We start from the raw sequence: 25822 nt of genomic DNA, 5'->3' as shown, positions 1-25822 counted from the left end.
AATGCTCTTTACTCTCTACTGTTTAATACCAAGCAGCGTGTTCATCATCTGATCTACGGTCGTTATCACCTTTGCCGCGGCGCCGTAAGATGTCTGATAGCGGATGAGATTGCTCATCTCTTCATCTATATTGACCTGCGAAACGGAATTGTATTCCTGCTGTACGGCATTGTATTTTGCCGTGATAGTATCATTTGCAAGTACTGCAGCATTTGTCTGTGTTCCGACTCCCGTTGCAATCGTATCGAACATGCCATAAACGGTATCGTTGTATGTTACATCACTGTTGGTCTGCGTAAAATCTATTTTTTCAAACTGTGACTGCACCATGTCAAGAGATACGTCGTTATTTCCCGATATCGGAGCGGCATGCGCCGATATCTTCGTAGGATCGCTTTTGAGATCGTATGCCAGACCGATATCGCTTGCATTCGTTCCGTCAAAGAATTTATGCATTCCAAACGCTCCTGCAAAATTGGTCCCCGAACCAAAGCTGTTGCTACTGTCGAGATTATCCTGTATCGCGAACGTATACCCCTGAGATACCAGATCGGAATTTTTTAGATTGATCGACAAAGAACCGCCCGGAGGATAAGTGTCGTAATTTACAGATAGGAAATCGTCGATATCGTTGTTGGCGTTATTGTCTCCGTTATCGTCTTTATTGGTTTCTATCTGGTCTTTGATCGAATCGGTTCCGCTTGTAAGCGTTGTAAGATCATCTATAGTGATCGTACGCCTTGCTGTTTCGTTTCCGTTTATATCGTATAAGACAACATCAAAACTACCCTTTTTTACATTCAGACCGGAACTCACCAAAGTACCTGATGGATCCAGATATACCGGATTTGACTGCATCACGGTATCGGAACTTTTTGCATACACGTTATTCGTGTTTTCTATAAGCCCCGCGGCAAACGAATCCAGCTGATCTTTGACATTTTGCAAAACGCCGTCCGTCGGTACACCGTCCGTCGTATTTAACGTAGAACCCCGCAGGTCAAGAATGGCACCGACTTTGCCGCCCTGTATCTCCTGGGCAAACGGTATCTTTACACCGTCTTGACGTTCGTAATAAAGATCGTACATCCCGCTAGCGTTATCCGTATTGTCTATTCCTATCGGGTGATAAGACGTACCGTCGACCAGGTTAAATCCCGATATGCTTATATTATAACTTCCCGATGCGGTCGCGATGTTCGAATCGACCGCGGTATTGGACTGTACTGTACCGTTAAAGACGGTGGCTCCCACCAGTTTGGATAGCGAAAGTTCAAGAGTGTTTCTTTTATCTCTTAAATCGTTGGCATTATTGATTCCGCCGGATTCGGCATTGTTTATGGCAAGATTTATGCTTGCTATCTCTTTTGCGATCTTATTGACTTCATCGATATTGATCTTTAACTGATCATTTAACTGATTTTGAAGATCGGTCACTTGAGATTTTGTACTTTGTATATGCTGTGTAAGCGTCTGTGTCTGCTGTGCAAGAGCTACTTTGACCGCATTGTTATCGGGATTGTCCGAAAGAGACTGCCAAAGATCGTAATATGCATGCATATCCGATTTGATACCGACATTGTCTATCTCAGGGAAAAACGTCGATAGCTGCTGCAGCGTGCTTTTTGTAAAATCCGAAGCCTCTTTGTCTGCAGAGGTAGAGCTGTAGTTGTTAAATACGAACTGATCAAAGATACGGGCTATCTGCTGAACCTGAGTACCGTTTCCTACGGCGCCCGGAGTTACATTGCTTATAGGAGGAGCGGCCTCTGTAACCACTCTTTGGCGGGTATAGCCGTCAGTGTTGGCATTTGATATATTATGCCCGGTCGTATCGATACCGAGCTGTGCCGCGTTCAACCCCGAATAACCTATGCCTAATGTATTGAATATTGATGCCATGATCTACGCTCTTATTTCCAAAAATGATGGTTTTTTTGATGCTACCTTATTGTATCCGTTCATCTCTGTCGGAACAATACGCTCCAACAGCGTATTGTAGAATGAACTTACCGTAAGGACCATTTTCGCATATCTCTGATTTATATCTCTCAAGTTCGACAATCCCTCTTTGAGCTCGTCAAGAGCTTTATGCTGCTCGTCGTTAAGCAGATCAGAGAGATCTTTTTGCGGGTTTGCGCTCATGAGTTTGGATATTTCATGATCGATCATCGCCTTTTTCGATTCGAAGCTCTTGATCTTTTCATCTTTTAAAGGTATGCGATCAAACTGAGGACTCTGTTTCGCCTCTTTTATATCTTCTATATCAGTCTGCGTTATGCTTATAAGATCTTCAAGATCTTTTAAAGCACTTTTTAAATGGTGTAATAGCATCATAAACTCCTATGTTTTTTAGTTTGGCATCAACTCGTCGGCTATGCGTTTGGACAAAGCCTGTAAATTGATCTTGTACTCGCCGGATTGAATAGATTCTTTAAGCTGGTCTACTTTGCTCATATCCGCCTCTTTGTTCATCTCCTGGGTTTTTTTAGCATTCGTCTTGGGTTCAGTGCCGCCGTTTTGATACGCCGTTTTGATACCCGCACTGTTCAATTGAGATATCATCGATATTCCTTTTTTCTCGAAATGAGAATTTATTTTAGTTTATGATCTATATCTCTATATCGGCTGATAAACTATTTTTTTTAGTTTATCTTGCCCGACTTTTGACTTAGATAGTCATATAACATCTGTGAAAAACCAAAACTTCCCGCACTCGCTTTACTCAACTCCTCACGATACATGGATTTATATATTTTATCTCCAGGATCCTTCTGAGATGAGAAAAGATTTTTCTCATCTTTCATTGCATTATCCATCATCATCTTTATTATGATCGACTCAAACGCATCCGTCTGTTCGCGCAGTTTTTTATTATCCGTCGTCGCTTCTATCTTTGGCGTTGAACTTATATCTTTAGCCAACATCGCCTGCTGTAAAAAAGCGGAATTTATAGAAGAGCTCATTAAATCACCTCCAGATCTGCCGAGATAGAACCCGCGCTTTTCATAGCTTCGAGTATCGATATGATCGCTTTAGGCGACGCACCTAGTTTTTGGAGAGATCTTACGATATTGGCTACGGTTGTAGTCCCTTTTTTCGTATAAACCTCGTTTTCATTTAATCCGATAACCAGATCGTTATCTATCTTCATACTTCCCGCAGGGGTCTGTGGCTGATCCGATTGTTTGATCTTGATGGTTATGTCACCCTGCGTGATTATCACCGGTTTTATCTCTATATCAACTCCAGCAATTATAGTTCCCGTTCTTTCGTTGATGACGATCTTGTTCTCGGGCGTATAGTTCATATCGATATTTTCTATCTGAGACAAGAACTCCGTCATCGAAAGATTCGTAGGGCGTTCAAGTTTGATGGTACGGGGGTCGAGTGCGACCGCTATTTGCGTGTGGTAAAGCGCATTTATCGCTTTTTGCACCGCGACGGCATTTTCAAAGTTCGATTCCTTTAAGGAGAGCGTTGCATATTTTTGATGGTAAAGGTCGATATTGATCTCGCGTTCTATCATACCGCCGGAATAGACGATACCGGCAGTAGGATGAGATGCACTTCCCGCCCCGCGGTCATTTTTTCCGCCTATACTGACCGGTCCTTGTGCAAGTGCATATATCTTACCGTCGACCCCTTTTAAAGGTGTCATCAAAAGCGTACCGCCTTGCAGCGACTTTGCATCTCCGATAGATGAAACGGTGACGTCAAGCTTATCTCCCTGTTTTGCAAAAGGTCCTATCTTTGCGGTTACGACCACTGCCGCGACATTTTTTGATTTTATATCCACAGGGTTCATATCTATGTTCATCGCTTTTAGCATATTTGCAATTGATTGAAGAGTGAACTTCGAAGTCGTACCGTCACCCGTCTTTTGAAGACCGACGACCAAAGAGTAACCGATGACTTGATTTTCCCGGACTCCCACTATGGATGAAATATCCCCTATCTTGGTTGCTTGAAGTGTTAATGATAAAAATAAAAGTATTAAAAAAGATTTCATATACCGTCCTTGCGTATTGCAAAGAAGGTAGCAAAATCTATTCCAATAATCAGTTGTAGTATGTCAAAGAGGTGTTACCGAATTTTTTCGTTTTGATTTTGCTGTATTTACTTATAGTCTCAGGCAGTTTCAGCGAGCTCATATGCTCTATGATTATCATCTCGCAAAGCTCTTTTGGGAACCCTGCTATAAGCGCTATCGTCTTGTCATAGATATCTTCCATTCCCTCTCTTATAGAAAACGGCGGATCTATGTAGATGTATGCGCTTGTATCTAGATTTTTAAGTCTTGATATGACCGTCTTTATATTGATAAAACTATCCCCGCTTATCACCTCGCACGCAGACGGATCTGTCTGAGCGATATTCTCATGAAGCGTACGAAGGGCATCTCTATCCTTTTCCATAAAGATGATCCTGCCTGCTCCGCGGCTCAATGCTTCAAGCCCGATGGAACCGCTTCCTGAAAAAACCTCGACAAAAACAGCATCGAGAATATCGAACTGTATCGTATTGAAAAAAGACTCCAGGACTATACCTTTAGAACTTCTCGTCGTCGTCTTTGAGGGAAGCTTCAAAATTTTTCCTTTGTATTTTCCCGCTACTATTTTTTTTGTGAGACTGGAACTATTTTTCATAAAAGGCTCTTATCGTTTTTATCAGATTTTCCTGATACTCTTTGGTGAGCTTCTCAATCCGCTCCTGTAAAAATCTAAAATCGAGTTCACCGTGTTTATATCCGGCCTCCTCTTTTTGATCTATATCTTCGACAAGAGAAAGGATGTTCTTTGCTTCTTTGTCGCTTTTGATGAGTTTTTCCAAAGCCAAAATAAGCTGTGATCTTGAAAAAGGCTTTACGAGATCTGCATTTTCATCATCGGATATGTAGATACTTTTTTTATCGATATCGAGTTTTTGGTCGCTGATCACGACATCACAGCTTTTGAGCGGACTTAAATATTTTCCCAAAAAAAGTTCCAAACTTTTTTGAAGGAGCGGTGATTCACATTTTACGGCTACTTTCATGGTTATATCTTTAATTTATAAATTTTTGCATATGGGGTCATCTCGACGGCCTCAAAAAGATTTTTGTCGTAATGCTCCAATACAAAGAGCTGAATATACAAAGAATTAAACGTGGCTTCGTCTACTATCAGAAACTCTCCGTAACTTGCCATATATATGACATTGAGATTCGACATGACATTAAATCGTTTCGTATCGGTCTGGAGCTTACCGTCTTTTGCATACCAGGTCTTTATAAAACGGTTTATACCGACACTCTCGTTCCCCATTTTTACGACGGCATCGGATTTTCCTATTGCAATCCCGTTTTGCAGATAAATATACTGAGCGTCTTCATTGACCGCCGGCGAGAAGAAAAACAGCGATCGCTTGAACTTGTCTCCGCTCATCAGGTCCAGATTCGAAAACAGTGTGATCGTCGGATAGATACCAAGCATCCTGTAAGGCAAAAAGAAGTAGATATCTCTTGTCTTTTTAGGCAGCGTGACCTTACCGTTTTGCAAAGCGCTCAAAAAATCGTTTGTATCGTTAAACCCGCCGGCTTTTGTCATCTCCTCTATATTGGAAAATATCTTGGTCTGATTCGCTTCTGATTTTTTCTTATTCTCTTGGGATATGGCAAATGCTCTTACATTGTATTCGACATCCATTCTTGCCATCCTTGCGGCGGCTTCCTGCGGGCTTGTTAGGATGTAACTTACCGGAAAATTGACCTCTCCGCTGTGTTTCCCGCCGTCTACGAGGGTAAACAGATCGCTATAATAACGCAGAGGATATCCGTAATCCCACCAGCTTACCACATAATCTTCCCTGCCGGTCTTTTTTTTCAGATCCTCAAGCAAAGAAACCTCTTTTTTATTAAAGACCGTCGGAACTTTATACTCTTTTATATGTACGATATTGGGAAGCAGGACAAGAACAGAACCGATAAATATGGTCGCATATTGCAGGAAATAACTCGGCATTCTATCTGCCGCTTCGGAGATGATAAAGGCGATCCCAAAGGCCATAGGAACAATGGCATAAATGGTGAACCTGAGTCCGCTGTTGAGTGCTAAAAACCCAAGACCTATCAAAGGCAGAGCCAAAAGCATGACACGATACCTGTAACTTAACCAAGCATATCCTATGACCGACAGACCGAGCGTGACAACATTGCCGCTGATCCTGTTGGCAAAGGTGGTAAAAGAGATATGTCCCGCTTCACGGACCGTCTGCATGACAGTAAAGAAGTGAAGTCCGAGCCCCTGGGTGGAACTGTCGAGGGTCTCTCTAAAGACATACCCTTTTAGCTGCCCCCAGATAGGCATAAACCCACCTGTGGCAAAAACAGCTATGACTCCAAGACCAAAGATATAGTAGACATATTTATCAAACTTTTCATTTTTAAATAAAAAATACAGACCGACTACCAAAGGCAGACGGATGAGGGTATCGGTCATCATCATGGCAAAAAGCATGATCGCCAATAGTTTAAAGTTAAAAAGGTTCTTTCTGTCAAATACCAGCGTATAAAACAATATAAGTCCAAAAAACGCGAACTCCAAAGAGTAACTCTGCGGATACCACCATCTGTACAGCAGGATATCGAGTGCCGTTATCAGCAGAAACTTATGCTGATTCGAGCTGATCGCCCAGATCAGGGACCAAAGCAAAAATATCGGGATCACAATATTGAGCATATCCGTATCATAATACCCCGCCATCGTACGGTTGTAGTAACTCCAGGCGATAGAGGAGAGAAGAGCCGCAACGAATCCGACGTCAAGACGTTTGAAACTGTATGAGATAAGTATGACAGGTATCACTATAAGCGAGCTCAGATAAACCGGCATGTAAAAGATGATGCTTTCAAAAGAAAAAGGCAGTATCTTCGCAAAAAAGTACGTCAGCTGCGAAGCAGCGCTGTGGATCGGAGAAAGGTCCCCCTCTTGATGAACTCCCGAAAGCAGATCCCTTGCACCTTCGGCCCAATAATAACCGTCGTTCGTATTTATCATAAACTGGCCGTTGTACATAAAAGGTTCATATCCGTGAAACTGATAAATCCAGATAAATCGTACTGCGACGCTGAAAAGATATGCAACCGCTATTAAAAGCAGAATCTTTTTACTGTCTTGCGAGATTGTCATTATGTGTCCTATTAAAATCTTTTCATTCCAACGCCGTATTATATCATCTTCATATAATGCTCGATGGAGTATCTTGTATCCTCGTCCAAACTTTCCATACTGCTTAAAACCCACTCAAGGTAATCAGCATCGTTCATGACGATCTCTTCTATAAACCTGCCCTTGTACTTGCCGAAGTTTAGTTTCTCGACAAGAACGGGACCGGCACTTATCTCTTGAAGTCTTTCATCGTCTGCCGTTTCGTTTAGATATCTGTGCAAAAGTCTTGTATGCAGCGCATCGCTCAACACGTCTCCGGGGCGTATCTCGATGCCGAGTTCATCAAAAAGCGCATCTTCTTCTTTGTAAAGTCTCAACTCGTATCTCAAAAACTGCAAAGAGAATCGTTCGCATTCTTGTATCAGGTTTCTGCTGCATTTGAGAGTATCTATAAACGCTGCATTGAAGACGAACCCTTCTTTTTTGAGCATCTCTATGTGAAAACCGATATTATGTCCTACAAACACGGTATCAATGGTATTGTACTTGTGCAGGATCTCTTTTATTTCAGAACTCTCAAAATCTTTTTTGTCTTTAAGCATCTCATTGGTTATATGGTTGAGTGCCGATGCTTCGGGACGTACTTTTTTAGGCGGTTTTACAAGCTCCCGATACGTCGATGCCACATCGCCTTCATAGAGTATCATCCCAAGAGCACATAGCCTGTCGTTTTGCTCAAATCCCGTCGTCTCGACATCCAGATATATCAACATTTCATCAACCTGACCCTCTTACATCTGTTTCCCATCAAAGGGATGGTTATCGCCCCCGATATGAGGATGAAAAGATACAATACGTAGATGTTGTACCATTGATGAGAATCTGCAAAAAGATAACTGACGATAAAAGAGAGTACCATCAAAGCGCTGACAGACCAGATCATGGCCATCATCCATTTTCTAAAAACCTTGGGGATGTCGCCGTAGCCTATCTTCTCTATGGTCTCTTCGCCCCTGCAGGTAAGAAGTTTTAGCACATAGCCTTCATGACAGCGGTTAAAAAAATATTTCACTCCGCGAAAGAGAGAGATCAATAAAGTCAGGTTCCAAATGATGAGAAACCAAAATCTAAAGATATCCAGCAGCGCTTTTAAGACATCCTTGTCGATCGCGGCTGCTCCCTTACCGATATATATGGCGGCCGTGACGATCAAAGAGAGTAAAAACGCCAGAAACACGCTTTCTAACGTGAATCTGAGCGCCCACTCCAGCCACAGCCTGAACCAAAACCTATGCACGCGAATACTTCTCCAGCATGTTATGGTAATGCTCCAATGTCATAAAGCTCTTTTCATATCTCCATCTCAGCACGAACTCGACTATGTTCTCTTTTAAGGCTTCTTCGACGTTCTCGACGCGCCCGAAATACGCAAGAGAGATGTTCTTGCTTTTTACGACGGCTTCTTTGTCGTAAGAGATGGCCAGAATCTGAAGATATTTTCCCTCTTTTATATCTCCGAGCTCTTCGCTTTTGAGCGAGATCCCGGACAGATTGATCGCTTTAAACTCAAAAATATCGGAAAAATTTTCTACTTTTTCGTTTACATGCAGGGATAAGAACAGCTCCTTTAGGAGTTTGAGGTTTTCTTTCCTTGCTACTTCGTAACCCGATATTTTTGATGTTATATCTTTTAATCTGTCTAGTGCGGTACTCATGGCTTCGTAACTTCCTTTTATCCAAAAACAAACTTTAAAAAGATATAATATCATTAAAAAGATAAAGATAAATATGGATTACTTAAAGATTCAAGGCAACACCAAACTAAACGGCTCGATAGACATCTCAGGCGCGAAAAACGCAGCTCTTCCGCTCATAGCGATGACGATCTTGGCAAAAAGCGATCTTGCGATCACAAATATGCCCGACGTCGTCGATATCAGAACTCTTTTGAAACTTCTTCAAAACCTCGGTGCATCTTACACTTTTGAAGATAACAGACTGGATATAAATACCTCTGAAGTACACCATACAAAAGCGACTTACGACATCGTAAAGACCATGCGGGCTTCCATCCTTGTCCTCGGTCCGCTGCTGGCGCGTTTTGGACACTGCGAAGTCTCTCTTCCCGGCGGATGCGCCATAGGTCAAAGACCGATCGACCTGCATTTAAAAGCACTCGAACTGATGGGCGCAAAGATCACCATAGAAGCCGGTTACGTCAAAGCCGAAGCACCCGAAGGTCTTGTCGGATGCGATATCATTTTTGACAAAATCACCGTTACGGGAACCGCCAACATAGTCATGGCAGCAGCTCTCGCCCGCGGAAAGACGACCATCACAAATGCTGCGCGCGAACCCGAGGTCGCCCAGCTGTGCGAAGTGCTAAAAGCAAGCGGTATTGCCATCGACGGTATCGGAACATCCCAGATCACCATAGAGGGAACCGACAGACAGCTTATAGACATGAGCTCTTTTAGCGTCATACCCGACCGCATAGAAAGCGGTACCTATCTTTGTGCTGCGGCCATCACAAACTCTGAACTCACACTCAACAAGGTTAGGATCGATCATCTTGGTTCTATCATATCCAAACTCGAAGAGATGGGATTCAAATTTACAAAAGAGATGAACAAGATAACTATCCATCCCGCCCAGAAGATAAAATCTGTCGATATCATCACTCAGGAATATCCTGGATTTCCGACGGATATGCAGGCACAGTTCTTAGCTCTTGCAACTCAGGCAGAAGGAACTTCCACCATCGATGAACGTCTTTTTGAAAACCGTTTCATGCATGTGAGCGAACTGCAGCGTCTTGGCGCGGATATAAAGTTAAACGGCCACGTGGCAAGTATCAAAGGACCTACGACTCTCTCGGGCACGGACGTCATGGCAACCGATCTGAGAGCTTCAAGCGCTTTGGTACTGGCCGCACTGGTGGCTGAGGGCGAAACAAACATACACCGTATCTATCATCTTGACCGCGGATATGAAAATCTGGAGAAAAAATTGGAAGCCGTGGGAGCGAAAATAGAGAGACTAAAAGAGTAGGTCTTTCTATTTTTCGAAGATTATCATCTCGTAGATGCTTTTTTTCGTGACAAGCGACTTATCCGGAGCAATAGAGCTTGAGTTTCTAAGGCGGGCTATCTCATGGCGGAGTTCGGCGATCTCCTGTTCCATAGAGTCTATCTGATCTTTAAGCCTTATAGCCACATCCACACCTGCGAGATTGACGCCGAGCTCGCGGGTAAGACGCAGGATCATTTTGATCTTGTCGATATCGCGTTGGGAATACATGCGTATCCTGCCGTCCGAACGGGAAGGAGTAATGAGGTTTTCTCTTTCATACTGACGAAGAGTCTGAGGGTGAATCTCCAATATCTTGGAGACGACACTTATCAAATATACCGGTTCATCATAATGGTGAGGCATAATCTACTCCTTTGGTAACTTTTCTTTCATAACGTCTATCAGCTCTTTACTTAGGCTCTCGACCGGAGGCAGGACGATATTCGCTTTTAAATACAGGTCTCCTCTTATATTCGTTTTGCGGTTGAGCACGCCCATCTCTTTGACACGGAAACGCTGGCCGTTCTTGGTATTTTGAGGAACTTTTAGTTTTATCTCTTTTTCCAGCGTGTTTACCGTGATCTTCTCGCCAAAAAGCGCTGCATAAAGCGGTACGTCTATCGTCTTTACAAGATTGTCTCCCTCTCTTTCATACTCAGGAGAAGAGGCTACGTTTATCTTTAAGAAGAGATCTCCCGCACGTCCGCCCTGTGCGTGACCTTTACCACGAACACGCAGCTTTTCTCCGCTTTTTACACCTGCAGGAATCTTGATATCAAATCTCTCTCCGTTAACCGAGACGGAGTGGGATCCGCCCATGATCGAGACGCTAAAAGGGATGGTCACGTTTGATTCGATGTCAAGGTTCGGTTCTTGATGGAACCCTCCGCCGCCGAAGCCGCCGCGTGAACCGCCGCCAAAACCGCCGAATCCGCCAAAGCCCGAAGAGCCGCCGCCAAAACCGCCGCCGCCGAACATATTGCGCAGTATCTCGTCAAGATCAACGTTGCCGCCTTGCGAGCTTGCAAAATCATGGAAATTTTTCCCGCCGAACATTGTATCACCATACTGATCGTACTGCGCGCGTTTTTTCTTGTCGCTCAGTATCTCGTAAGCCGCATTGACCTCTTTGAATTTCTCTTCGGCATTCGCATCTTTGTTGATGTCGGGATGATATTGACGTGCGAGTTTTCTGTATGCTTTTTTTATATCCGCTTCCGTAGCGTTTTGTGAAATACCCAATGTCTCATATAATGATTTGCTCATATCTTTAAATCCTGAAAATATATATTAATTGTTTATGTCGGATTATATCACAATAGTTGAGTCGATGTCAATCAAGTTTTTTTGAAGAGTTTTTATGCCGCTAGACAGGATATTTCACCTGTCTGCCGGGGTTGTTTTTAGTGTAAGAAGTGTCTTGTCTCAGAGAAATAAAGCGCCATACCGTGCTCGTTTGCAGCGGCTATGACCTCATCGTCACGGATCGAACCGCCCGGCTCGATCACGCTTTTTACACCCGCTGCCGCAGCAGCGTCGATGCTGTCACGGAACGGGAAAAACGCTTCGGATGCAAGAGCAGCACCGGTAACATCAAGACCCATATCTTTTGCTTTTTTCAGTGCACACTGGCTTGCATCAACACGGGAAGTCATACCCATACCGACCGCTACCATTGCAGAGTCTTTTACATACACGACACAGTTGGATTTTGTAAGAGATGCCACTTTGTAAGCGATCTCCATATCTTTCAGTTCTTGCTCACTTGCAGACTTAGAACTAACTAGTTTTGCATTTTTCACTTCGTCTTCGCGTACGTAGTCGGCATCTTGAAAAACAAACCCGCCGTCGATGTGTTTGAAGTCGTAGGTATCGTTTGCAAGAACAAGCTTTTCACTTGCGTACTCAAAGAGTTTGATCTTCTTTTTAGCAGCAAAAACATCTTGAGCTTCTTGTGTAATACGCCCTGCGATAAGAACTTCTATGAAGATTTCGTTTATTTTTTCAGCCAAGGCTTTGTCTACCGTACCGTTAACTGCAACAACACCGCCGTAAGCAGAGATAGGGTCGCATTTCAGTGCTTCTGTATACGCCTCTAAAAGAGTGTCTTTAATGGCAAAACCGCAAGGGTTTCCGTGTTTTACGATACATACGGCATTGTCATCGCCAAACGCGGCAGCGATCTTTACGGCGCCGTTGATGTCTGTAAGGTTGTTAAAGCTTGCTTCGCCTTTGAGCGTTTTGAAGTTATTAGAGAACTGTTTGTCAAACTCGTAAAGTGCGCCTTTTTGGTGCGGATTCTCACCGTAACGGGTATCCATCACTTTGTTCCCTACGATGAACTGTTTCTCACCCATTCCGCCGTTGAAACGGCTGTTCATGTAGTTTGCTATCATAGAATCATACGCTGCTGTATGCTCGTACGCTTTTATCATGAGCGAGCGTCTGAACTCTACCGTGTTCGTGTCTTTTTCTATAGCATCTAGAACTACAGAGTAGTCACTCGGGTCTGTTACGATGATGACGCCCTCAAAGTTCTTTGCAGCACTTCTTACCATCGCAGGTCCGCCGATGTCGATGTTTTCGATGATCTCTTCAAAATCATCCGTTTTCTCGATAGTCGCTTTGAACGGGTAAAGGTTCACACATACGAGGTCTATCGCCTCAACACCGAGCTCTTTTGCCTGATCCAGGTGAGACTGTTTGTCGCGGCGATGTAAGATACCCCCGTGAACGTATGGGTTCAGTGTTTTAACACGCCCTTCAAAACATTCAGGAAACTTCGTTACTTCGTCTATCTCTATCGCTTCGATGCCGTTTTCGACCAAAATCTTGTATGTTCCGCCCGTAGAGATTATCTGAAATCCATTGGATACCAGTGATCTTGCAAATTCGACGATGTTGCTTTTGTCACTGACACTTAGTAATGCTCTTTTCATTCATGACCTTGTATAAATAAATTGCGAAATTTTACCCAAATAGAGTTTAGATAAAAGTAAACTTCAAACGAACACATGACTTGATTGGTGTCAACGATTCCTTTTATAAAAAAATATATAATAAAAATAAAAAAAGGGTCTCTTATCGTATACACAATCGTACACACAATCCATCTTTACGCCATCTTCATATACGGCGGTTTCTTATTTGTCGACAATCTTTTCTTATCAAAAATGCCTCTTAACCTTCCCGCAGAGGAAGCGAAAAAAGCAAAAGAAGCCATCATGGTCCATGTAAGAAAAGTGGTCCCCTACGCACTTATGGTCGCGGTTGCAAGCGGACTGTACATGTTCTCTCAGATCTTTGGAGAGATCGGCAGCGACGGACTGAGCCGTTTTCAGATCATGCTCGCCATTAAAGCGTTTTTCGGTCTGTGGCTGGGACTGCGCGGGATAAATCAGAAGTTCTTCGGCATCAACCCCTGGGTATTTAAAAGCCACATCTTCCCTCTTTCCCTCGTCATCATCATGATCTTCCTCTCGCAGTTCATGTATCTGTAAAGAGGGATTTTTTCGTTACAATAGCTCCAAACGAACTTGGAGCCTTTCATGTACAAACTGACCTACTTCGTCCCCGTAGAAGCGAAAGAGAAAACAAAACAAGCCCTTTTCGACATTGGCGCGGGAAGATACGAGAACTACGAGTGCTGCAGTTTCGAGACTCTGGGGCACGGACAGTTCAAGCCCGTAAATGGTGCAAATCCCCACATCGGTGAGCTCGACAAGCTCGAAGTGGTCGAGGAGTATAAAGTCGAGATGATATGTAAAGATGAGCTCATCAAAAAGGCTGTGGAGGTCTTAAAAGAGACTCACCCCTATGAAGAGGTGGCTTATGAGGTTTTTAGGATGGAGGAGATTTAGTTTTATAGATCTCCTTTATATGTAAATATATTAAATCTCATTTGGATAAATATCAGTAAATTCAGCAACCTTACCATTAAATTTTTTCATAGCTTGACGAAGTTCTGGATCACTAGTAACCAGTACTAAATTATTTTTTATTGCAGTTTCAGCAATAAGAGCATCTTCTTCATTCTTTTTTTTCTTTTTATTTAGTGTATTCATATAGTTTTTTATTTCTTGATAAAGAACTCCATCACTAAGTCTTGCTGCATCATATCTTGACTTATCTAAAACAAAAGTTTCTGTAGGTAACATTGCATCTCGAACAAGAGAAAATATCTGATTTAATTCATTTCTTCGTTTTTCAGACTTTGTTTTATTTATCTCATCATATTGGATATGTGTTGCATAACACGTAATATTATTCTTGAAATCACTAATATTGATTTTTTCTTCATCTAAAATAATATTAAATATATTTGTATCTAACATGTACTCCATTAATTTCCTTTTCTTTTTGAACAATTTCTTATTCATAAGCATAAGCATAAGCATTCATTAAATAAATATTATACTTATTTATCTCAATATAATAAAAGAAATAAATACTTTCATATAAAAAGTTTCTCTCTGTACTTTTTTCTCCGCAAAAAAGTACCAAAAAGCTCTTGCAACGGCTTCGAGCCTAACTTCGTTAGGTTCCCAAGAACTAGTAAATCCATTCCTAAAAATGCAAAACTCACTTCGTTCAGACAGTTGCATTTTCTTTACGTCATTACTTTACTATTTCTCGGCTCTGCAGGGGTTGCAACTGACGAAAAGAGTTTGGTCGGCGTTCTCTTTTGTGTCACTTTGGATTTTAGCTTTTTTGACCGAGTGGAGTCGTTAAGAAAATTAAACTGTTTGAACGAAGTGAGTTTTTGATTTTTAGACGCAACGACCGAAAAAAGGCGTGAAAAAATCCAACCGTGACTCGAGCTTTTTTGCATACTTTTTTTGCGGTAAAAAAAAGTATGAGAGAAGTCAATAAAAAATGCTTACATGTAAGAAATATTTATACTAAAAAGAATGAAAAATTCTCTCATCTGTAATTTAATACTCAAACATCTTCACAAGCATATTTGAAATACTTTTCGACACCTTCTCATCGACCTCGCCGATTTTTTTTACCAACCTTGCCTTATCTACGGTTCTGATCTGATCTAGCAGTACTAGTCCGTTTTTATTTTCAAACTTTATCTTCGGTCTAAATATAAAATCAAACCCTTTGCTTGTCATGGGTGCTACTATGACGGTGTTTAACACATTCATCTCATTTGGCGAGATGATGATGCAGGGGCGTGTTTTTTGTATCTCAGAGCCGACTGTTGGATTTAATTTCACCAGATAGATCTCAAATCTTTTTGTATCGACTACCATTCGTAGTCATCCAAGTCACTGTCATCGAGCAGATCATCTAAAAGTGCTTCATCTTTTTTGTTTTTATGGGCAGATAGTACACTATTGATATTTTCTTTCCATGCTTCTCTGCCAACATTGTTGACGGGTTTGATCAACAAGCCATTTTCCACAACTTCAAACTCCAGATTTGCACTTTCTAAGTGAGCTTGTTTGATGATAGTTTTTGGAAGCCGAATACCTTGCGAGTTACCGATCTTAATTAAAGTCGTCATCTTCAACTCCTTTTTTAAGTAATTATATTGTAATTACATTTAAATGTCAATCTGTTTGAGAAGTAGTTATGTATCAAGATTTGCTTACATGTAAGAAAAAAAAGCCCACAGAATCGGGCTTGAAAGGTTATATGAGAGAGATTACAGATCACTCTCTATAACTGTCTTGAAAGTATTGAAGTAGTTATCCTGAAGCTCTCTCATGGTCATAAAGACATTGTTACATGTAAAGTGCTCTCCGCCTACCGTTCCTATCTTTTGAAAAGGCAGTTTTGCAGCCATCTCCTCAAACGCTTTAGCATTCTCAGGTTTTACCTCTATGATGGCGCGTGAGAAGCTCTCGGAGAAGATATCTCTCTCATCGCTTACATCCATACCCGTGTTACATCCAAGACCGCTGACCGCACTCATCTTCGCCAGTGCCATCACCGCACCGCCTGAGCTGCAGTCTTTGGCACACTCTAAGAGACCTTTTTTGTTCGCTTCGATGACCAAGTCCCAAAGAGCAAGCTCTTTTACGTAGTTGATCTCAGGCATCTTTCCTGCTACTACGCTGTAAAGCTCTTTCATGTAAAGCGATCCGCCGAACTCGCTTTTTGTATCCCCTACAAGGTAAAGGAGATTTCCGTTAGCCTGGAAGCTCGACATCAACACTTTGTTTTCATCTTCGTTCACACCCACGGTCGCGATAGACGGCGTAGGGAAAACGGAGATCTTGTCAGTCTCGTTGTAAAGAGAGACGTTTCCGCCGATGACCGGAGTCGTAAGCTCTGCACACGCCTCTTTGATACCTTCACACCCTTGTGCAAACTGCCACATGACTTCAGGGTTCTCAGGGTTTCCGTAGTTGAGACAGTCGGTAATGGCAAGCGGTCTGGCTCCCGACATCGCTACGTTTCTTCCGCTCTCTATGACCGCGGCCGCAGCACCGTTTCTAGGATCAACGTAACAGTAACGGACGTTACAATCAGCACTCATGGCAAGTGCCGCGCCGTTCTCTTTTACACGGATAACGGATGCGTCAAGACTTCCGCCTTTTTTGATCGTGTTGGTTTGTACCATAGAGTCGTACTGCTCATATATCCAAGACTTGTCCACCACTTCCATAGACCTGATGAGTTTAGCAAACGCGTCTTGGTTGCTCACTTTGTCAAAGTCGTTCAGTGTCACGTCGCGAATCGTATCTAAGTATGCAGGACGAGTAGTCGGACGGTCTAACACCGGTGCTTCTTCACTTACAGGATCGACCGGAACGTCCGCACATTTTTCTCCGTGCCAGAAAAGCTCCATTCTTCCGGTGTCTGTTACTTCACCTACGACCGCAGCGTCAAGATCCCATTTTTCAAAGATGTCGATGATCGCCTGTTCGCTTCCTTTTTTCGCACAAAGAAGCATACGCTCTTGGGATTCACTGAGCATAAACTCATACGGAGTCATTCCCTCTTCGCGGGCAGGTACTTTGTCAAGATGCATTATCATTCCCGAGCCCGAACGCCCAGCCATCTCAAACGAGCTTGATGTAAGACCCGCGGCACCCATATCCTGGATACCTACGACGTAGTCGGTCTTGAAAAGTTCCAGACAAGCTTCCAGCAGAAGTTTTTCAGTGAACGGGTCACCCACTTGGACTGTCGGACGAAGAGACTTGGACTCCTCTGTGAAGCTGTCAGAACTCATGACAGCCCCGCCAAGACCGTCGCGTCCCGTTTTACTTCCAACGTAAATTACAGGATTGCCGATACCTTCTGCTTTTCCGTAAAATATCTCATCGCTTTTTGCAAGACCCAAAGTAAACGCGTTTACAAGAATGTTTCCGTTGTAACAGTCGTCAAAACTTGTCTCACCGCCGATAGTCGGTACTCCCATACAGTTACCGTATCCGCCGATACCTTCAACGACACCGCGAACCAAAAAACGCTGGTGTGCGCTGACTTTGTCACCGCGAAGAACATTACCAAAGCGCAGTGCGTTTAGGTTTGCTACAGGACGGGCTCCCATGGTAAAGACGTCACGCATGATCCCGCCTACACCTGTCGCTGCGCCTTGATACGGCTCGATAAAGCTCGGGTGGTTGTGAGACTCCATTTTAAATACGGCTGCATATCCGCCGCCGATATCGATGACTCCCGCATTTTCTCCCGGACCCTGAATGACCCACGGCGCTTGTGTCGGAAAGCCTCTTAAATATTTTTTAGAAGATTTGTAACTACAATGCTCGCTCCACATCGCGGAGAATATTCCAAGTTCTACAAGGTTCGGTTCACGCCCGAGTATTTTTTTGATGTTTGCGTAATCTAGCTGAGAAAGTTTATGTTGAGATAGTAGTTTATCTATATCTGGAAGTTGTTGGCTCACGTACTATTCCTAAGGTTATTGGTTTTTAAAGGGAGATTATATCCAAATAGTGGTAAAACTTTGATGAAACAAAAAATCTTTTTGATCCATAAACAGCCTTGGAGCCAAAGGCCGGATAAAATCAGTGAAATCCAAAATCTTTTTTCGTACGGATGTTTTTCTTTAGTTGAAACAGGGGTGTGTACGAGATATTTACGATCTCATACTCTTTTTTTCCGCCGGGCAGGTTTATAAAAAACTGCTCCTCTTCGGATTTTCCGATCAAAGCTTTTGCCAGCGGCGAATGCACCGAGATCAGTCCGTTTTCGGGTTCGGCTTCCAAAACGCCGCAGATCGTATATGTCTCGCTGCTGTCGTCCTGCAGATTTTCCACCTCCACCGTAGCTCCGAAATGAACTCTGGAATGATCCAATTCCGAAGGGTCTATGACGACGGCTTTTTCGATCATGGAGTTGAGATAAAAAAGTCTTTTGTCGATGTGGCGGAGCTGCTCTTTTGCAGCGTGATACTCTGCGTTCTCGCTTCTGTCGCCCTGTGCTGCGGCGACCTGTTTTTCATGTGTGACACGGGGTTTTTCCACCTCCAGAAGATATTTGAACTCCTCCAAAAGCAGATCGTAACCCTCAAGCGTCATCGGTTCTTTCAAATCAAAGTTCCTTACCGAAACCTATGATATAAAATGTATCTTTCCCGTCCACCTTTTGAAGTTCGACTTTGAATTTTTTGGCAAAATGATCTATCTTTTCAAAAGCTTCCTCTTTTAATGCCTGGTTTGCCGCCTCGACCTTGATCTTCAAAAAATCGTTCGAATTCGACATCGCGACATATCCGCCTATCGGCTTGAGAGAATCGTTGAGATCCATAATGTGCTTCTCTATTTTGTCATAGCCGTTCGTATTTTGTTTGATACGGTGAAACTGTTCGACCAAAGTATCGTTTGGCGTATATCCGAGCTGATTTAACATTGCGCTTGTCTGCATTAAAAGTTCCTTTTTCAAATAAGCCCGCAGCGATTGCCAAATCACCTGAAAACGACATATCTTGCGGGTCAGTTTTTTGGGATTTTAACATATTTATTTTTAATTTTAATTTTACTTTACGTTTGCTGTAATATAATGCTACATAAATAAACGGTTACAGGATACTATATGAACGATAGACTATTGCAACAAATTAGACAGCTTCCGCCTCTTCCCGAATCTGCGATGCAGATAGAAGCCGTGTATCAAAATCCTAACTCGACTTTTAACGATATGGTAAAGATCTTGGAAAAAGATCCGCTCTTGACCGCAGACATCTTAAAAGCCGCAAACTCGCCGCTTTACGGATTTTCACGTGAGATAAACGCCATAAGTCAGGCAGTAGGCCTTTTTGGTATGGGTACCGTCCGCGGTTTTGCATTGGCGAGCATCGTTAAAAAAAGCTTTCCGTTAGATCTCTCCTCCTACGGTATAACAAATACCGAGTTCGCGGAACTCTCTAAAAAGCAGCATGCGATCGTTACCTCCTGGTACATTAAAAAAGATCCTAAGCTTCTTGGTGTTTTGTCTCCTGCTGCATTTTTGGTCGAGATCGGTAAAGTCTTGATCTCACAATACGTCATAGAGGAAAAACTGCAAGAAAAATTCAGAGACACACTTAAAGATTCTCAAAACGTGGAAGCAACGGAGATCGAAGTCGTAGGCGTACATGCACCCGAAGTGAGCGCATCCATATTTACGCATTGGAAATTTGAGGAGAAGCTGGTGGAAACTATCCGCCATTGCGTCGAACCTCAAAACGCGGACGATGATATCAAAAAAGGTGCGCAAAGCCTGCATGTTGCCCGTGTTGCAGTTCCGATAAACGGTGTTATCACGGATGAAAGCGTTGCCCAGGCGAAAAAACTCGTTACCGCTTACGGGCTTGATATGGAAAGCTTCGAAAAAGCTATCGAAAACGTACGTTCATAAATTCTGATTTGAAATCTCTTCTCATACGCCTAACCCTTGGTCTTTACGACCAGGATGTCGATCAGCAGGAACGCCCCTTCGTAGAGGAGTGGCTGGCAAAGAACTACCTCATCAAAGAGGGCAGTCTTTACAGATTCCACTCCAAATACCGTGCAGGCGAAATAACTCTGGCCCAAAACGGCACGGCGTATCTCAACAGCATCGGACTTAACGTCAAAGACCTTTTTATCGATGAAGGCGACCTCGGAGATGCAAAGAACGGCGATCTGGTTGTGGCAAAAAGATTGCTCGCAAAACGCGGCACTCCCAGCGCAAAGGTTGTTGAAGTCGTAGGACGCGCACAAACCTACAGCGTTGCGTTCGTCTCATACAAAGAGAAGAGAAAATCGCTTTTAGATATAAGAACGCTTCATCCCGCGGGCGTGGTCATGGATGAAAAAGAGCTTAGCAGTTATGATATCGGTACCGTTTTTAAAGTGGACAACCTGACATCGACAATCATGGAGGTCCTTGGAAATCTGGATGATCCGCTTGTCGATGAAAAAATAGTCCTTGCCCAGTACAATAAACACGACAAGTTCAGCGACGAAGTGATAAAACTGGCAAAATCATTTGAAGAGGTGGATGCCTCTTTTTATCCTGAAAGAAAAGATCTTCGGCATCTGCCTTTTTGTACGATCGACCCGGTCACGGCAAAGGATTTCGATGACGCCATCTGCTGGGACGACAAAAAACATATCCTTTACGTAGCGATCGCCGATGTGAGCGAATATGTCAAACCGTTCGGCCCTATCGACGCAGAAGCGATGTACAGAGGATTTTCGATCTATCTTCCGCACCGCTCCATCCCGATGCTCCCGCGTCAACTGAGCGAGACACTCTGTTCACTGCAGCCCGATGTAGACAGGCTGGCTTATGCTTTTGAAATCCATCTGGACAAAGATACTTTAGAGGTCGTCCACAGCGATGTATATGAGACGATCATCCACTCAAAAAGAAGATTTAACTACGAGGAGATCGATGAATATTTTGAAGGCAGACTCAAACCGAAAAACGACGCCGAAAAAGAGGTCTTGGACTACATAAACCCTCTGCGCAGGATAACCGACAGACTGAGAGAAAAAAGACTCAAGGTCGGATTTGATTTCAGATCAGACGAGATCGAGATGAAGCTCGATCAAGCCGGCGAGATCATCTCCACGACCGTCTCTGAAGAGACTCCCTCTCACTCTCTCATAGAGGACTGTATGCTGCTGGCAAACAAAGCGGCAGCCTCGATGTACGACAGAGGTGTATTCAGGGTTCATGAGCCTCCTTCTCAGACAAAGATACAATCGCTCTACAATGAACTCGCGGGTATCGGCATATTCGTCGAACCTCAGGAGAATATGAAAGAGACTATCGGCTTCATCCAGAAAAAAGCCAGAGAGATGGGTATAGAGTCCGATGTGGATACGCTCATCATTCAGGCACAACGACGTGCACGCTATTCGCCCGACAACCACGGACACTTCGGCTTGGGGTTTGAGAAATACACGCACTTCACCTCTCCGATACGCCGCTACTCCGATCTCATTGTACACAGGCTTATAAAAGCGATCAAAGCCAACGATACCGAAGAGGGCTCCTACGTTTTAAGAAATATAGAGTCTTTAACCATCGCCGTGAGCGAAAAAGAGCGTGAGAGTGCGGATGTCGAGTTTCGGTTTATGGACAGAAAATACGCCCGCTGGGCGCAAAAGCATATCGGCAAAAAATTTAAAGCGCGCATCGAAGCGACAGACCCGCATCTCATAGCCAAGCTCAACGACGAGATAACAGGAGCGACCCTGCATGTAAGATCGCAGATCCCCGTAATGCTTTTTGACGACGTGGAAGTGATCATCGAAGAAGTGGATATTGCAACGACAAAGATAAGTACGACGGTCGTACAAAAAATCGCAAAATAAGACGGCATATGTATAAAAAAGAGTTTGACCAGCATATATCCAACGACACCCTCTCAAATGCGATTATCCTCTTTGGAGAGAGCCACTTCTTCATCGACAGATACGCAAAGGCATTATCGGATATAGAGGATGCTTCAAAACTTGCCATGTACCACGACGAGTACAATTTTTCGACCGCTTTTGCACATCTGTCGCAGGGTTCGCTCTTTGGGGATGCGAACCTGCTTTTGATAAAAACGGAGAAAAAAGTACCCAAAGCAGATCTTGACAAACTCGTCGAAGCATGCCGGAAAAATCCAACAAACCGTTTTATCTATGCCTATTACGGGAGCGATCACAAAACCTGCGACAAATCATTTACCTCAAAAACGGGCGGAATGGGCGTAAGGTTTTTCGATCCCACACACGGCGAATCGATAGCTTTTATCTCTCAAGAAGCGCAGAAAGCCGGAATAAAAATGGACAAATACACGATCAACCATCTTTTACAAGCCCAAAACAGCGATCTTTTCCTTGCGGCTTCAGAGCTTGAAAAACTCAAACTGTTCGATAAAGAGATAACCACAAAAGATATAGACGAGTTTGTATACGGATTGGCGCATATAACAGTGGAGCAGTTGATAAACAAAGTCCTTATGAAACAGGATTTCAAAGAGAACCTGCAAAGAATACTCGAAGCAGGAGAGGACGAAATACGAATCATAACCGCATTTACCGCATTTATAACGCAGCTTTATCTTTTCAATATATATATCCGCGTAAACGGCGCTCCAAACTCCCTTGAGATACTCGGATACAATCTGCCTCAATTCATACTCAATGAAAAAGCCACTTTCTCGCTGAAATTCAAACCCTCCGCATACAAAAATATGCTCGATATTCTGCTCTCATCGGAACTAAAAATCAAATCCAGCGGTGTAGATAAAGAAGCGATACTCTTTTCCGCGCTCATAAAACTGCAAAAAGCCTTATAAACTCATTTAACACAAAAAAGCTAGTTTTATATTTTAAAATATGTTACCATATAAAGAAGTATACTAACATACTCAGACAGACATGCTTATCATAGGAATCGCGGATGGATAAAAATGTAGTTTTAGAACACTTAAGAGCAGCGAAAAAAGCCCACCTAAAATGGCTTCAACGCGCAAAAGCCTTGATATCGAATATTCCCATAGAAAAAGATGCCATTCCCGTTGACTATACCGAATGTATGTTTGGACAGTGGTTTTACAGTGACGGGCAGGAGATAGCTTTAATGCCGGGGATGGACTGTATAGGCGAGATAGGCAGAAAACACCAGGATCTGCATGATGAGTATATAAAAATATTCAAGATATATTTTGGAGACGCCAACAAATCCCTTTTCTCAAAACTCTTCAATCTAAGAAAAAAAGTCTCCGAACCCGAACAGGATATCGCCAGAAGATATTATGAAAACCTAAAGAACATCTCCGATGAACTTTTAAAACATATAGAAAAGCTCGAAAGACGTATCCACGCACTTCCTCAGTCGGCATTTGACAGAGACTGACCCTTTACGCTTCCTTGAGCGCGTCTCTTACGCGCAGAGCCTGCATATGTTCATAAACGTCATGTACTCTTATGATAGAAGCACCGTTATCTACGGCTTTAAGATGCAGAGCCAATGTCCCTGCTAATCTGTCTTTTGCCTCAGAACCGCTTATGGTATTTATCATGGACTTTCTACTCGCACCTACTAAAAGAGGATGCCCGAAATATAAAAAATGTTCCAGATTTTTTATCAATTTCAGATTATGCAAAAGCGTCTTTCCAAATCCGATCCCCACATCAAGGACAATGTCTTTTATCCCAAAAGCGTCGGCTTTTTCCATTCTCTGTCTAAAAAAATCCTCTACCTCTAAGACAACGTTGTCATAGACGGGATCTTGCTGCATACTCTGCGGAGTGCCTTTCATATGCATGATCACCGCCGTTGCGCCGTAAGCCGCACAAAGCCTGCACACTTCATCATTTGCCAGTCCGGTGATATCGTTTACCGTTTTAAATCCCCGCTCCAAAACGTAAGAGATCACTTTTGGCTCATAACTGTCTATACTAAAAACTGCTTTTTCAAAAAGTTTCTCTTCATATAGAGCGTCTACCAAAGGTTTTACGCGTGAAAGTTCCTCATCTGGACTCACAGCAAGGCTTCCCGGACGGGAAGAGACACCGCCTATGTCTATAATAGAAGCGCCCTGCTCTATCATCTCTTCTATCTTGCTTAACGCCTCAAAATTTTGAAAACGGCTGCCTTCAAAAAAGCTGTCGTCGTTCGCGTTGATGACTCCCATCACATCGACTTTTTTTGGCATGACCGATCTTGAAAAAAGCTTCAGTTCTTTGGCGAGTTCCTTCAAACCCAAAGGCTGAGCAAGCTCTTTTCTGCTGAGCTCCACCAGCTGTTTTTGTGTGACGATGAGCATCGCATCGACCTTTTTCTCTTTTGCCGTTACGGTGCCTCTTGGAACCGCCAGATCGGCACCGATGGAAAGAGCGTCTTGTTTGAGTATATTTGCAGCACCCACATGCATATCTTTGATATAAAAGACATGATGCTTCATCTTTGAGGCAAGGATATCGATCCCACCGCTGTCCACTCCCAGCTTCTTAAGATACTTTTTACGGTCTATGTCGTTGCTTAGTTTTTCAATCTGCATCACTGCCTCCCAAAAAGCTCATCAGTACCAAAGCAAATACGCTTTGAACCCTTGAATTGAGTTCTATCAGCCTGTACGCCTTATCGAAACATTCCAACTGATATTTGGTAAGTATCAGCCTGTCCACTGCCGTCGCTCTGTAAAAAAGGGCTTCGAGGATCTCTTTTGCCTCATGTTTTTTGACCCTTTCATTCTCTTTTAAAAACTTGAATATCATAGCATTGTCGATCTTTGAGAAATCGAACTCTATCTCTTTTATCTTTTGATGATATCTGTTTTTAAGGATAGGAAGACGTGAGCGTATAGTCGGCAGAAGGATCGATTTTGAAGGGACGATAATGATAAAAACGATGTTTCTGGGCGGTTCTTCAAAGATCTTTAAAAGTGCATTTTGAGAAATGGAGTTAAAATTTTTCGCTGCGATAACGATGTATTTTTTATTTTCTTCACTTATATAAGCTTCGGCTACGACCGCTTTTGCATGTTCTACTTTAAAATCCTCTTCGACAAAGGTTACGGTTCTTGCGCTTTTAAGCTCTTGCAAAAGAGAAGAAAGAGACTCTTCCACCTCTTGGCTGATTATGATGTGCGAACCGAGATCATTCAACTTCGACTTCTCCAAAGAGCGCAGCGCTCAAAGAGAGATTAAAGAGGTTAAAAAGCTGCAGAAGCTTTATGTCAAGCAGCGAATCATACGATCTCATAACAAAAGAGTTTTGAAAGTCTTCATCGAATATCCACAAAAAACTGTTATCTTTACGTTTTGCTATGTCTACTCTTTTATCTTCGCCTTTTCCTATATACCAGAAAAAATAATCCTCTTTATAAGAGATAGAGAGCATATCGTCTATCATATCTATCATCTTCGCACCCGAAACTTCGTCGTAGTGGGTATATACGCTGTCGATACTGACTATAGGTATTATCGGACGGTCGTTTGAAGATTTGTTCAAAACAGAAAGTACATACTGCTCGAACCATTTTCGCTCACGGTCGGTGATGAGGACAATGGTTTTGCCCTCCATAATCTGAGAAACGGCGAACTCGGCGACGGTAGTCCATTCAAACCTGCACTCTTCAAGCCAGCTTAAACTCGCACCGTCGCTACGGATAGCGTCTAAAGTCCATTTCTCAAAATCTTGCATATCCG

The 25822-nt window shown here is 43.0% G+C and carries 30 protein-coding genes; 7 read left to right on the top strand and 23 right to left on the bottom strand.

Features of this window, described 5'->3' with window-relative positions; all coding sequences use genetic code 11:
• Nucleotides 1-15: 15 nt before the first annotated feature.
• From flgK to WCY03_RS03595, 11 genes are all read right to left on the bottom strand, one after another.
• Nucleotides 16-1902, bottom strand: a complete 1887-nt coding sequence (gene flgK, locus WCY03_RS03645) for a flagellar hook-associated protein FlgK (protein WP_345993638.1) — start codon at nucleotides 1900-1902, stop codon at nucleotides 16-18.
• A 3-nt stretch (nucleotides 1903-1905) separates the two neighbouring features.
• The gene (locus WCY03_RS03640) at nucleotides 1906-2334 is read right to left on the bottom strand and encodes a hypothetical protein (RefSeq protein ID WP_345993637.1); all 429 of its coding nucleotides are present in this window, start codon (nucleotides 2332-2334) and stop codon (nucleotides 1906-1908) included.
• Nucleotides 2335-2352: 18 nt separating this feature from the next.
• Nucleotides 2353-2565 (bottom strand): flagellar biosynthesis anti-sigma factor FlgM, encoded by a 213-nt coding sequence (locus WCY03_RS03635; RefSeq protein ID WP_345993636.1) that lies wholly within the window; start codon nucleotides 2563-2565, stop codon nucleotides 2353-2355.
• 80 nt (nucleotides 2566-2645) lie between these two features.
• Nucleotides 2646-2966 (bottom strand): rod-binding protein, encoded by a 321-nt coding sequence (locus WCY03_RS03630; protein ID WP_345993635.1) that lies wholly within the window; start codon nucleotides 2964-2966, stop codon nucleotides 2646-2648.
• Nucleotides 2966-4012, bottom strand: a complete 1047-nt coding sequence (locus WCY03_RS03625) for a flagellar basal body P-ring protein FlgI (RefSeq protein WP_345993634.1) — start codon at nucleotides 4010-4012, stop codon at nucleotides 2966-2968. Before WCY03_RS03625 ends, WCY03_RS03630 begins: the two co-directional genes overlap by 1 nt.
• 49 nt (nucleotides 4013-4061) lie before the next feature.
• Nucleotides 4062-4649 carry a 16S rRNA (guanine(966)-N(2))-methyltransferase RsmD gene (gene rsmD / locus WCY03_RS03620; RefSeq protein ID WP_345993633.1) on the bottom strand — a complete coding sequence of 196 codons (588 nt, stop codon included), beginning with the start codon at nucleotides 4647-4649 and terminating at the stop codon, nucleotides 4062-4064.
• Nucleotides 4639-5037, bottom strand: coding sequence for a hypothetical protein (locus WCY03_RS03615; protein WP_345993632.1), 399 nt, complete (start codon nucleotides 5035-5037; stop codon nucleotides 4639-4641). The genes rsmD and WCY03_RS03615 overlap by 11 nt, the downstream gene beginning before the upstream one ends.
• A 2-nt stretch (nucleotides 5038-5039) precedes the next feature.
• Nucleotides 5040-7169 carry an STT3 domain-containing protein gene (locus WCY03_RS03610; protein ID WP_345993631.1) on the bottom strand — a complete coding sequence of 710 codons (2130 nt, stop codon included), beginning with the start codon at nucleotides 7167-7169 and terminating at the stop codon, nucleotides 5040-5042.
• A gap of 38 nt (nucleotides 7170-7207) precedes the next feature.
• Nucleotides 7208-7921 (bottom strand): exonuclease domain-containing protein, encoded by a 714-nt coding sequence (locus tag WCY03_RS03605; protein ID WP_345993630.1) that lies wholly within the window; start codon nucleotides 7919-7921, stop codon nucleotides 7208-7210.
• Nucleotides 7915-8445: a hypothetical protein gene (locus WCY03_RS03600; RefSeq protein WP_345993629.1), complete on the bottom strand. Its 531-nt coding sequence runs from the start codon at nucleotides 8443-8445 to the stop codon at nucleotides 7915-7917. Before WCY03_RS03600 ends, WCY03_RS03605 begins: the two co-directional genes overlap by 7 nt.
• Nucleotides 8438-8863, bottom strand: a complete 426-nt coding sequence (locus tag WCY03_RS03595) for a hypothetical protein (protein ID WP_345993628.1) — start codon at nucleotides 8861-8863, stop codon at nucleotides 8438-8440. Before WCY03_RS03595 ends, WCY03_RS03600 begins: the two co-directional genes overlap by 8 nt.
• Nucleotides 8864-8936: 73 nt before the next feature.
• On the opposite strand from WCY03_RS03595, the gene murA reads away from it, so the two are divergent.
• On the top strand, nucleotides 8937-10199 hold the full coding sequence (gene murA, locus WCY03_RS03590; RefSeq protein ID WP_345993627.1) for a UDP-N-acetylglucosamine 1-carboxyvinyltransferase: 1263 nt from the start codon (nucleotides 8937-8939) through the stop codon (nucleotides 10197-10199).
• 6 nt (nucleotides 10200-10205) lie between these two features.
• Here the strand turns inward: murA and WCY03_RS03585 are convergent, their stop codons facing one another.
• The 3 genes from WCY03_RS03585 to purH all read right to left on the bottom strand — a co-directional run bounded on the left by WCY03_RS03585 (nucleotide 10206) and on the right by purH (nucleotide 13159).
• Complete coding sequence (locus WCY03_RS03585) at nucleotides 10206-10583, bottom strand: helix-turn-helix transcriptional regulator (RefSeq protein ID WP_345993626.1); 378 nt, start codon at nucleotides 10581-10583, stop codon at nucleotides 10206-10208.
• A 3-nt stretch (nucleotides 10584-10586) separates the two neighbouring features.
• The gene (locus WCY03_RS03580; protein WP_345993625.1) at nucleotides 10587-11486 is read right to left on the bottom strand and encodes a J domain-containing protein; all 900 of its coding nucleotides are present in this window, start codon (nucleotides 11484-11486) and stop codon (nucleotides 10587-10589) included.
• A 137-nt stretch (nucleotides 11487-11623) separates the two neighbouring features.
• Nucleotides 11624-13159, bottom strand: coding sequence for a bifunctional phosphoribosylaminoimidazolecarboxamide formyltransferase/IMP cyclohydrolase (gene purH / locus WCY03_RS03575; RefSeq protein WP_345993624.1), 1536 nt, complete (start codon nucleotides 13157-13159; stop codon nucleotides 11624-11626).
• A gap of 87 nt (nucleotides 13160-13246) precedes the next feature.
• On the opposite strand from purH, the gene WCY03_RS03570 reads away from it, so the two are divergent.
• Both WCY03_RS03570 and WCY03_RS03565 read left to right on the top strand, forming a co-directional pair.
• On the top strand, nucleotides 13247-13720 hold the full coding sequence (locus WCY03_RS03570) for a hypothetical protein (RefSeq protein ID WP_345993623.1): 474 nt from the start codon (nucleotides 13247-13249) through the stop codon (nucleotides 13718-13720).
• A gap of 48 nt (nucleotides 13721-13768) precedes the next feature.
• Complete coding sequence (locus WCY03_RS03565; RefSeq protein WP_345993622.1) at nucleotides 13769-14080, top strand: NGG1p interacting factor NIF3; 312 nt, start codon at nucleotides 13769-13771, stop codon at nucleotides 14078-14080.
• Nucleotides 14081-14110: 30 nt separating this feature from the next.
• Here WCY03_RS03565 and WCY03_RS03560 read toward each other — a convergent pair whose 3' ends face one another.
• The 6 genes from WCY03_RS03560 to WCY03_RS03535 all read right to left on the bottom strand — a co-directional run bounded on the left by WCY03_RS03560 (nucleotide 14111) and on the right by WCY03_RS03535 (nucleotide 19070).
• Entirely contained in the window at nucleotides 14111-14563 is a 453-nt protein-coding gene (locus WCY03_RS03560; RefSeq protein ID WP_345993621.1) for a hypothetical protein, read from the bottom strand.
• Nucleotides 14564-15154: 591 nt separating this feature from the next.
• Nucleotides 15155-15481 (bottom strand): type II toxin-antitoxin system PemK/MazF family toxin, encoded by a 327-nt coding sequence (locus WCY03_RS03555; RefSeq protein WP_345993620.1) that lies wholly within the window; start codon nucleotides 15479-15481, stop codon nucleotides 15155-15157.
• Nucleotides 15475-15735: an AbrB/MazE/SpoVT family DNA-binding domain-containing protein gene (locus tag WCY03_RS03550; RefSeq protein WP_345993619.1), complete on the bottom strand. Its 261-nt coding sequence runs from the start codon at nucleotides 15733-15735 to the stop codon at nucleotides 15475-15477. Before WCY03_RS03550 ends, WCY03_RS03555 begins: the two co-directional genes overlap by 7 nt.
• Nucleotides 15736-15876: 141 nt before the next feature.
• The gene (gene purL, locus WCY03_RS03545) at nucleotides 15877-18090 is read right to left on the bottom strand and encodes a phosphoribosylformylglycinamidine synthase subunit PurL (RefSeq protein ID WP_345993618.1); all 2214 of its coding nucleotides are present in this window, start codon (nucleotides 18088-18090) and stop codon (nucleotides 15877-15879) included.
• Nucleotides 18091-18211: 121 nt separating this feature from the next.
• Complete coding sequence (gene greA / locus WCY03_RS03540) at nucleotides 18212-18736, bottom strand: transcription elongation factor GreA (protein ID WP_345993617.1); 525 nt, start codon at nucleotides 18734-18736, stop codon at nucleotides 18212-18214.
• Between the two features lies 1 nt (nucleotide 18737).
• The gene (locus WCY03_RS03535; RefSeq protein WP_345993616.1) at nucleotides 18738-19070 is read right to left on the bottom strand and encodes a hypothetical protein; all 333 of its coding nucleotides are present in this window, start codon (nucleotides 19068-19070) and stop codon (nucleotides 18738-18740) included.
• A 168-nt stretch (nucleotides 19071-19238) separates the two neighbouring features.
• On the opposite strand from WCY03_RS03535, the gene WCY03_RS03530 reads away from it, so the two are divergent.
• The 4 genes from WCY03_RS03530 (at nucleotide 19239) to WCY03_RS03515 (ending at nucleotide 23525) form a co-directional block, all read left to right on the top strand.
• Nucleotides 19239-20042: an HDOD domain-containing protein gene (locus WCY03_RS03530; protein ID WP_345993615.1), complete on the top strand. Its 804-nt coding sequence runs from the start codon at nucleotides 19239-19241 to the stop codon at nucleotides 20040-20042.
• 8 nt (nucleotides 20043-20050) lie between these two features.
• Nucleotides 20051-21991 carry a ribonuclease R family protein gene (locus WCY03_RS03525; protein ID WP_345993614.1) on the top strand — a complete coding sequence of 647 codons (1941 nt, stop codon included), beginning with the start codon at nucleotides 20051-20053 and terminating at the stop codon, nucleotides 21989-21991.
• Between the two features lie 8 nt (nucleotides 21992-21999).
• Complete coding sequence (holA, locus tag WCY03_RS03520; RefSeq protein WP_345993613.1) at nucleotides 22000-22965, top strand: DNA polymerase III subunit delta; 966 nt, start codon at nucleotides 22000-22002, stop codon at nucleotides 22963-22965.
• A gap of 104 nt (nucleotides 22966-23069) precedes the next feature.
• Entirely contained in the window at nucleotides 23070-23525 is a 456-nt protein-coding gene (locus WCY03_RS03515; RefSeq protein WP_345993612.1) for a CZB domain-containing protein, read from the top strand.
• A 4-nt stretch (nucleotides 23526-23529) separates the two neighbouring features.
• Here WCY03_RS03515 and folP read toward each other — a convergent pair whose 3' ends face one another.
• From folP to WCY03_RS03500, 3 genes are read right to left on the bottom strand one after another with little or no spacing between them, the layout of a single operon-like run.
• The gene (gene folP / locus WCY03_RS03510; protein WP_345993611.1) at nucleotides 23530-24672 is read right to left on the bottom strand and encodes a dihydropteroate synthase; all 1143 of its coding nucleotides are present in this window, start codon (nucleotides 24670-24672) and stop codon (nucleotides 23530-23532) included.
• Nucleotides 24662-25279 carry a DNA polymerase III subunit delta' gene (locus WCY03_RS03505; protein WP_345993610.1) on the bottom strand — a complete coding sequence of 206 codons (618 nt, stop codon included), beginning with the start codon at nucleotides 25277-25279 and terminating at the stop codon, nucleotides 24662-24664. The genes folP and WCY03_RS03505 overlap by 11 nt, the downstream gene beginning before the upstream one ends.
• Nucleotides 25272-25817 carry a HobA family DNA replication regulator gene (locus WCY03_RS03500; protein ID WP_345993609.1) on the bottom strand — a complete coding sequence of 182 codons (546 nt, stop codon included), beginning with the start codon at nucleotides 25815-25817 and terminating at the stop codon, nucleotides 25272-25274. The genes WCY03_RS03505 and WCY03_RS03500 overlap by 8 nt, the downstream gene beginning before the upstream one ends.
• Nucleotides 25818-25822: the final 5 nt, after the last annotated feature.

The organism is Sulfurimonas sp. HSL-1716, assembly GCF_039645975.1.
Classification (GTDB): domain Bacteria; phylum Campylobacterota; class Campylobacteria; order Campylobacterales; family Sulfurimonadaceae; genus Hydrocurvibacter; species Hydrocurvibacter sulfurireducens.
This window is presented reverse-complemented; position numbering and strand designations above follow the sequence as displayed.

Coding starts and splice junctions, on each gene's coding strand:
- WCY03_RS03630 (WP_345993635.1), bottom strand. CDS start 2,966: ATGAGCTCTTCTATAAATTCCGCTTTTTTACAGCAGGCGATGTTGGCT.
- flgK (WP_345993638.1), bottom strand. CDS start 1,902: ATGGCATCAATATTCAATACATTAGGCATAGGTTATTCGGGGTTGAAC.
- WCY03_RS03560 (WP_345993621.1), bottom strand. CDS start 14,563: ATGGAGTACATGTTAGATACAAATATATTTAATATTATTTTAGATGAA.
- WCY03_RS03585 (WP_345993626.1), bottom strand. CDS start 10,583: ATGCCTCACCATTATGATGAACCGGTATATTTGATAAGTGTCGTCTCC.
- WCY03_RS03625 (WP_345993634.1), bottom strand. CDS start 4,012: ATGAAATCTTTTTTAATACTTTTATTTTTATCATTAACACTTCAAGCA.
- WCY03_RS03535 (WP_345993616.1), bottom strand. CDS start 19,070: ATGCAGACAAGCGCAATGTTAAATCAGCTCGGATATACGCCAAACGAT.
- WCY03_RS03635 (WP_345993636.1), bottom strand. CDS start 2,565: ATGATATCTCAATTGAACAGTGCGGGTATCAAAACGGCGTATCAAAAC.
- folP (WP_345993611.1), bottom strand. CDS start 24,672: ATGCAGATTGAAAAACTAAGCAACGACATAGACCGTAAAAAGTATCTT.
- WCY03_RS03640 (WP_345993637.1), bottom strand. CDS start 2,334: ATGCTATTACACCATTTAAAAAGTGCTTTAAAAGATCTTGAAGATCTT.
- WCY03_RS03515 (WP_345993612.1), top strand. CDS start 23,070: ATGGATAAAAATGTAGTTTTAGAACACTTAAGAGCAGCGAAAAAAGCC.
- WCY03_RS03500 (WP_345993609.1), bottom strand. CDS start 25,817: ATGCAAGATTTTGAGAAATGGACTTTAGACGCTATCCGTAGCGACGGT.
- WCY03_RS03530 (WP_345993615.1), top strand. CDS start 19,239: ATGAACGATAGACTATTGCAACAAATTAGACAGCTTCCGCCTCTTCCC.
- WCY03_RS03605 (WP_345993630.1), bottom strand. CDS start 7,921: ATGTTGATATATCTGGATGTCGAGACGACGGGATTTGAGCAAAACGAC.
- rsmD (WP_345993633.1), bottom strand. CDS start 4,649: ATGAAAAATAGTTCCAGTCTCACAAAAAAAATAGTAGCGGGAAAATAC.
- WCY03_RS03615 (WP_345993632.1), bottom strand. CDS start 5,037: ATGAAAGTAGCCGTAAAATGTGAATCACCGCTCCTTCAAAAAAGTTTG.
- WCY03_RS03555 (WP_345993620.1), bottom strand. CDS start 15,481: ATGGTAGTCGATACAAAAAGATTTGAGATCTATCTGGTGAAATTAAAT.
- murA (WP_345993627.1), top strand. CDS start 8,937: ATGGATTACTTAAAGATTCAAGGCAACACCAAACTAAACGGCTCGATA.
- purH (WP_345993624.1), bottom strand. CDS start 13,159: ATGAAAAGAGCATTACTAAGTGTCAGTGACAAAAGCAACATCGTCGAA.
- WCY03_RS03550 (WP_345993619.1), bottom strand. CDS start 15,735: ATGACGACTTTAATTAAGATCGGTAACTCGCAAGGTATTCGGCTTCCA.
- WCY03_RS03595 (WP_345993628.1), bottom strand. CDS start 8,863: ATGAGTACCGCACTAGACAGATTAAAAGATATAACATCAAAAATATCG.
- holA (WP_345993613.1), top strand. CDS start 22,000: ATGTATAAAAAAGAGTTTGACCAGCATATATCCAACGACACCCTCTCA.
- WCY03_RS03610 (WP_345993631.1), bottom strand. CDS start 7,169: ATGACAATCTCGCAAGACAGTAAAAAGATTCTGCTTTTAATAGCGGTT.
- WCY03_RS03565 (WP_345993622.1), top strand. CDS start 13,769: ATGTACAAACTGACCTACTTCGTCCCCGTAGAAGCGAAAGAGAAAACA.
- WCY03_RS03580 (WP_345993625.1), bottom strand. CDS start 11,486: ATGAGCAAATCATTATATGAGACATTGGGTATTTCACAAAACGCTACG.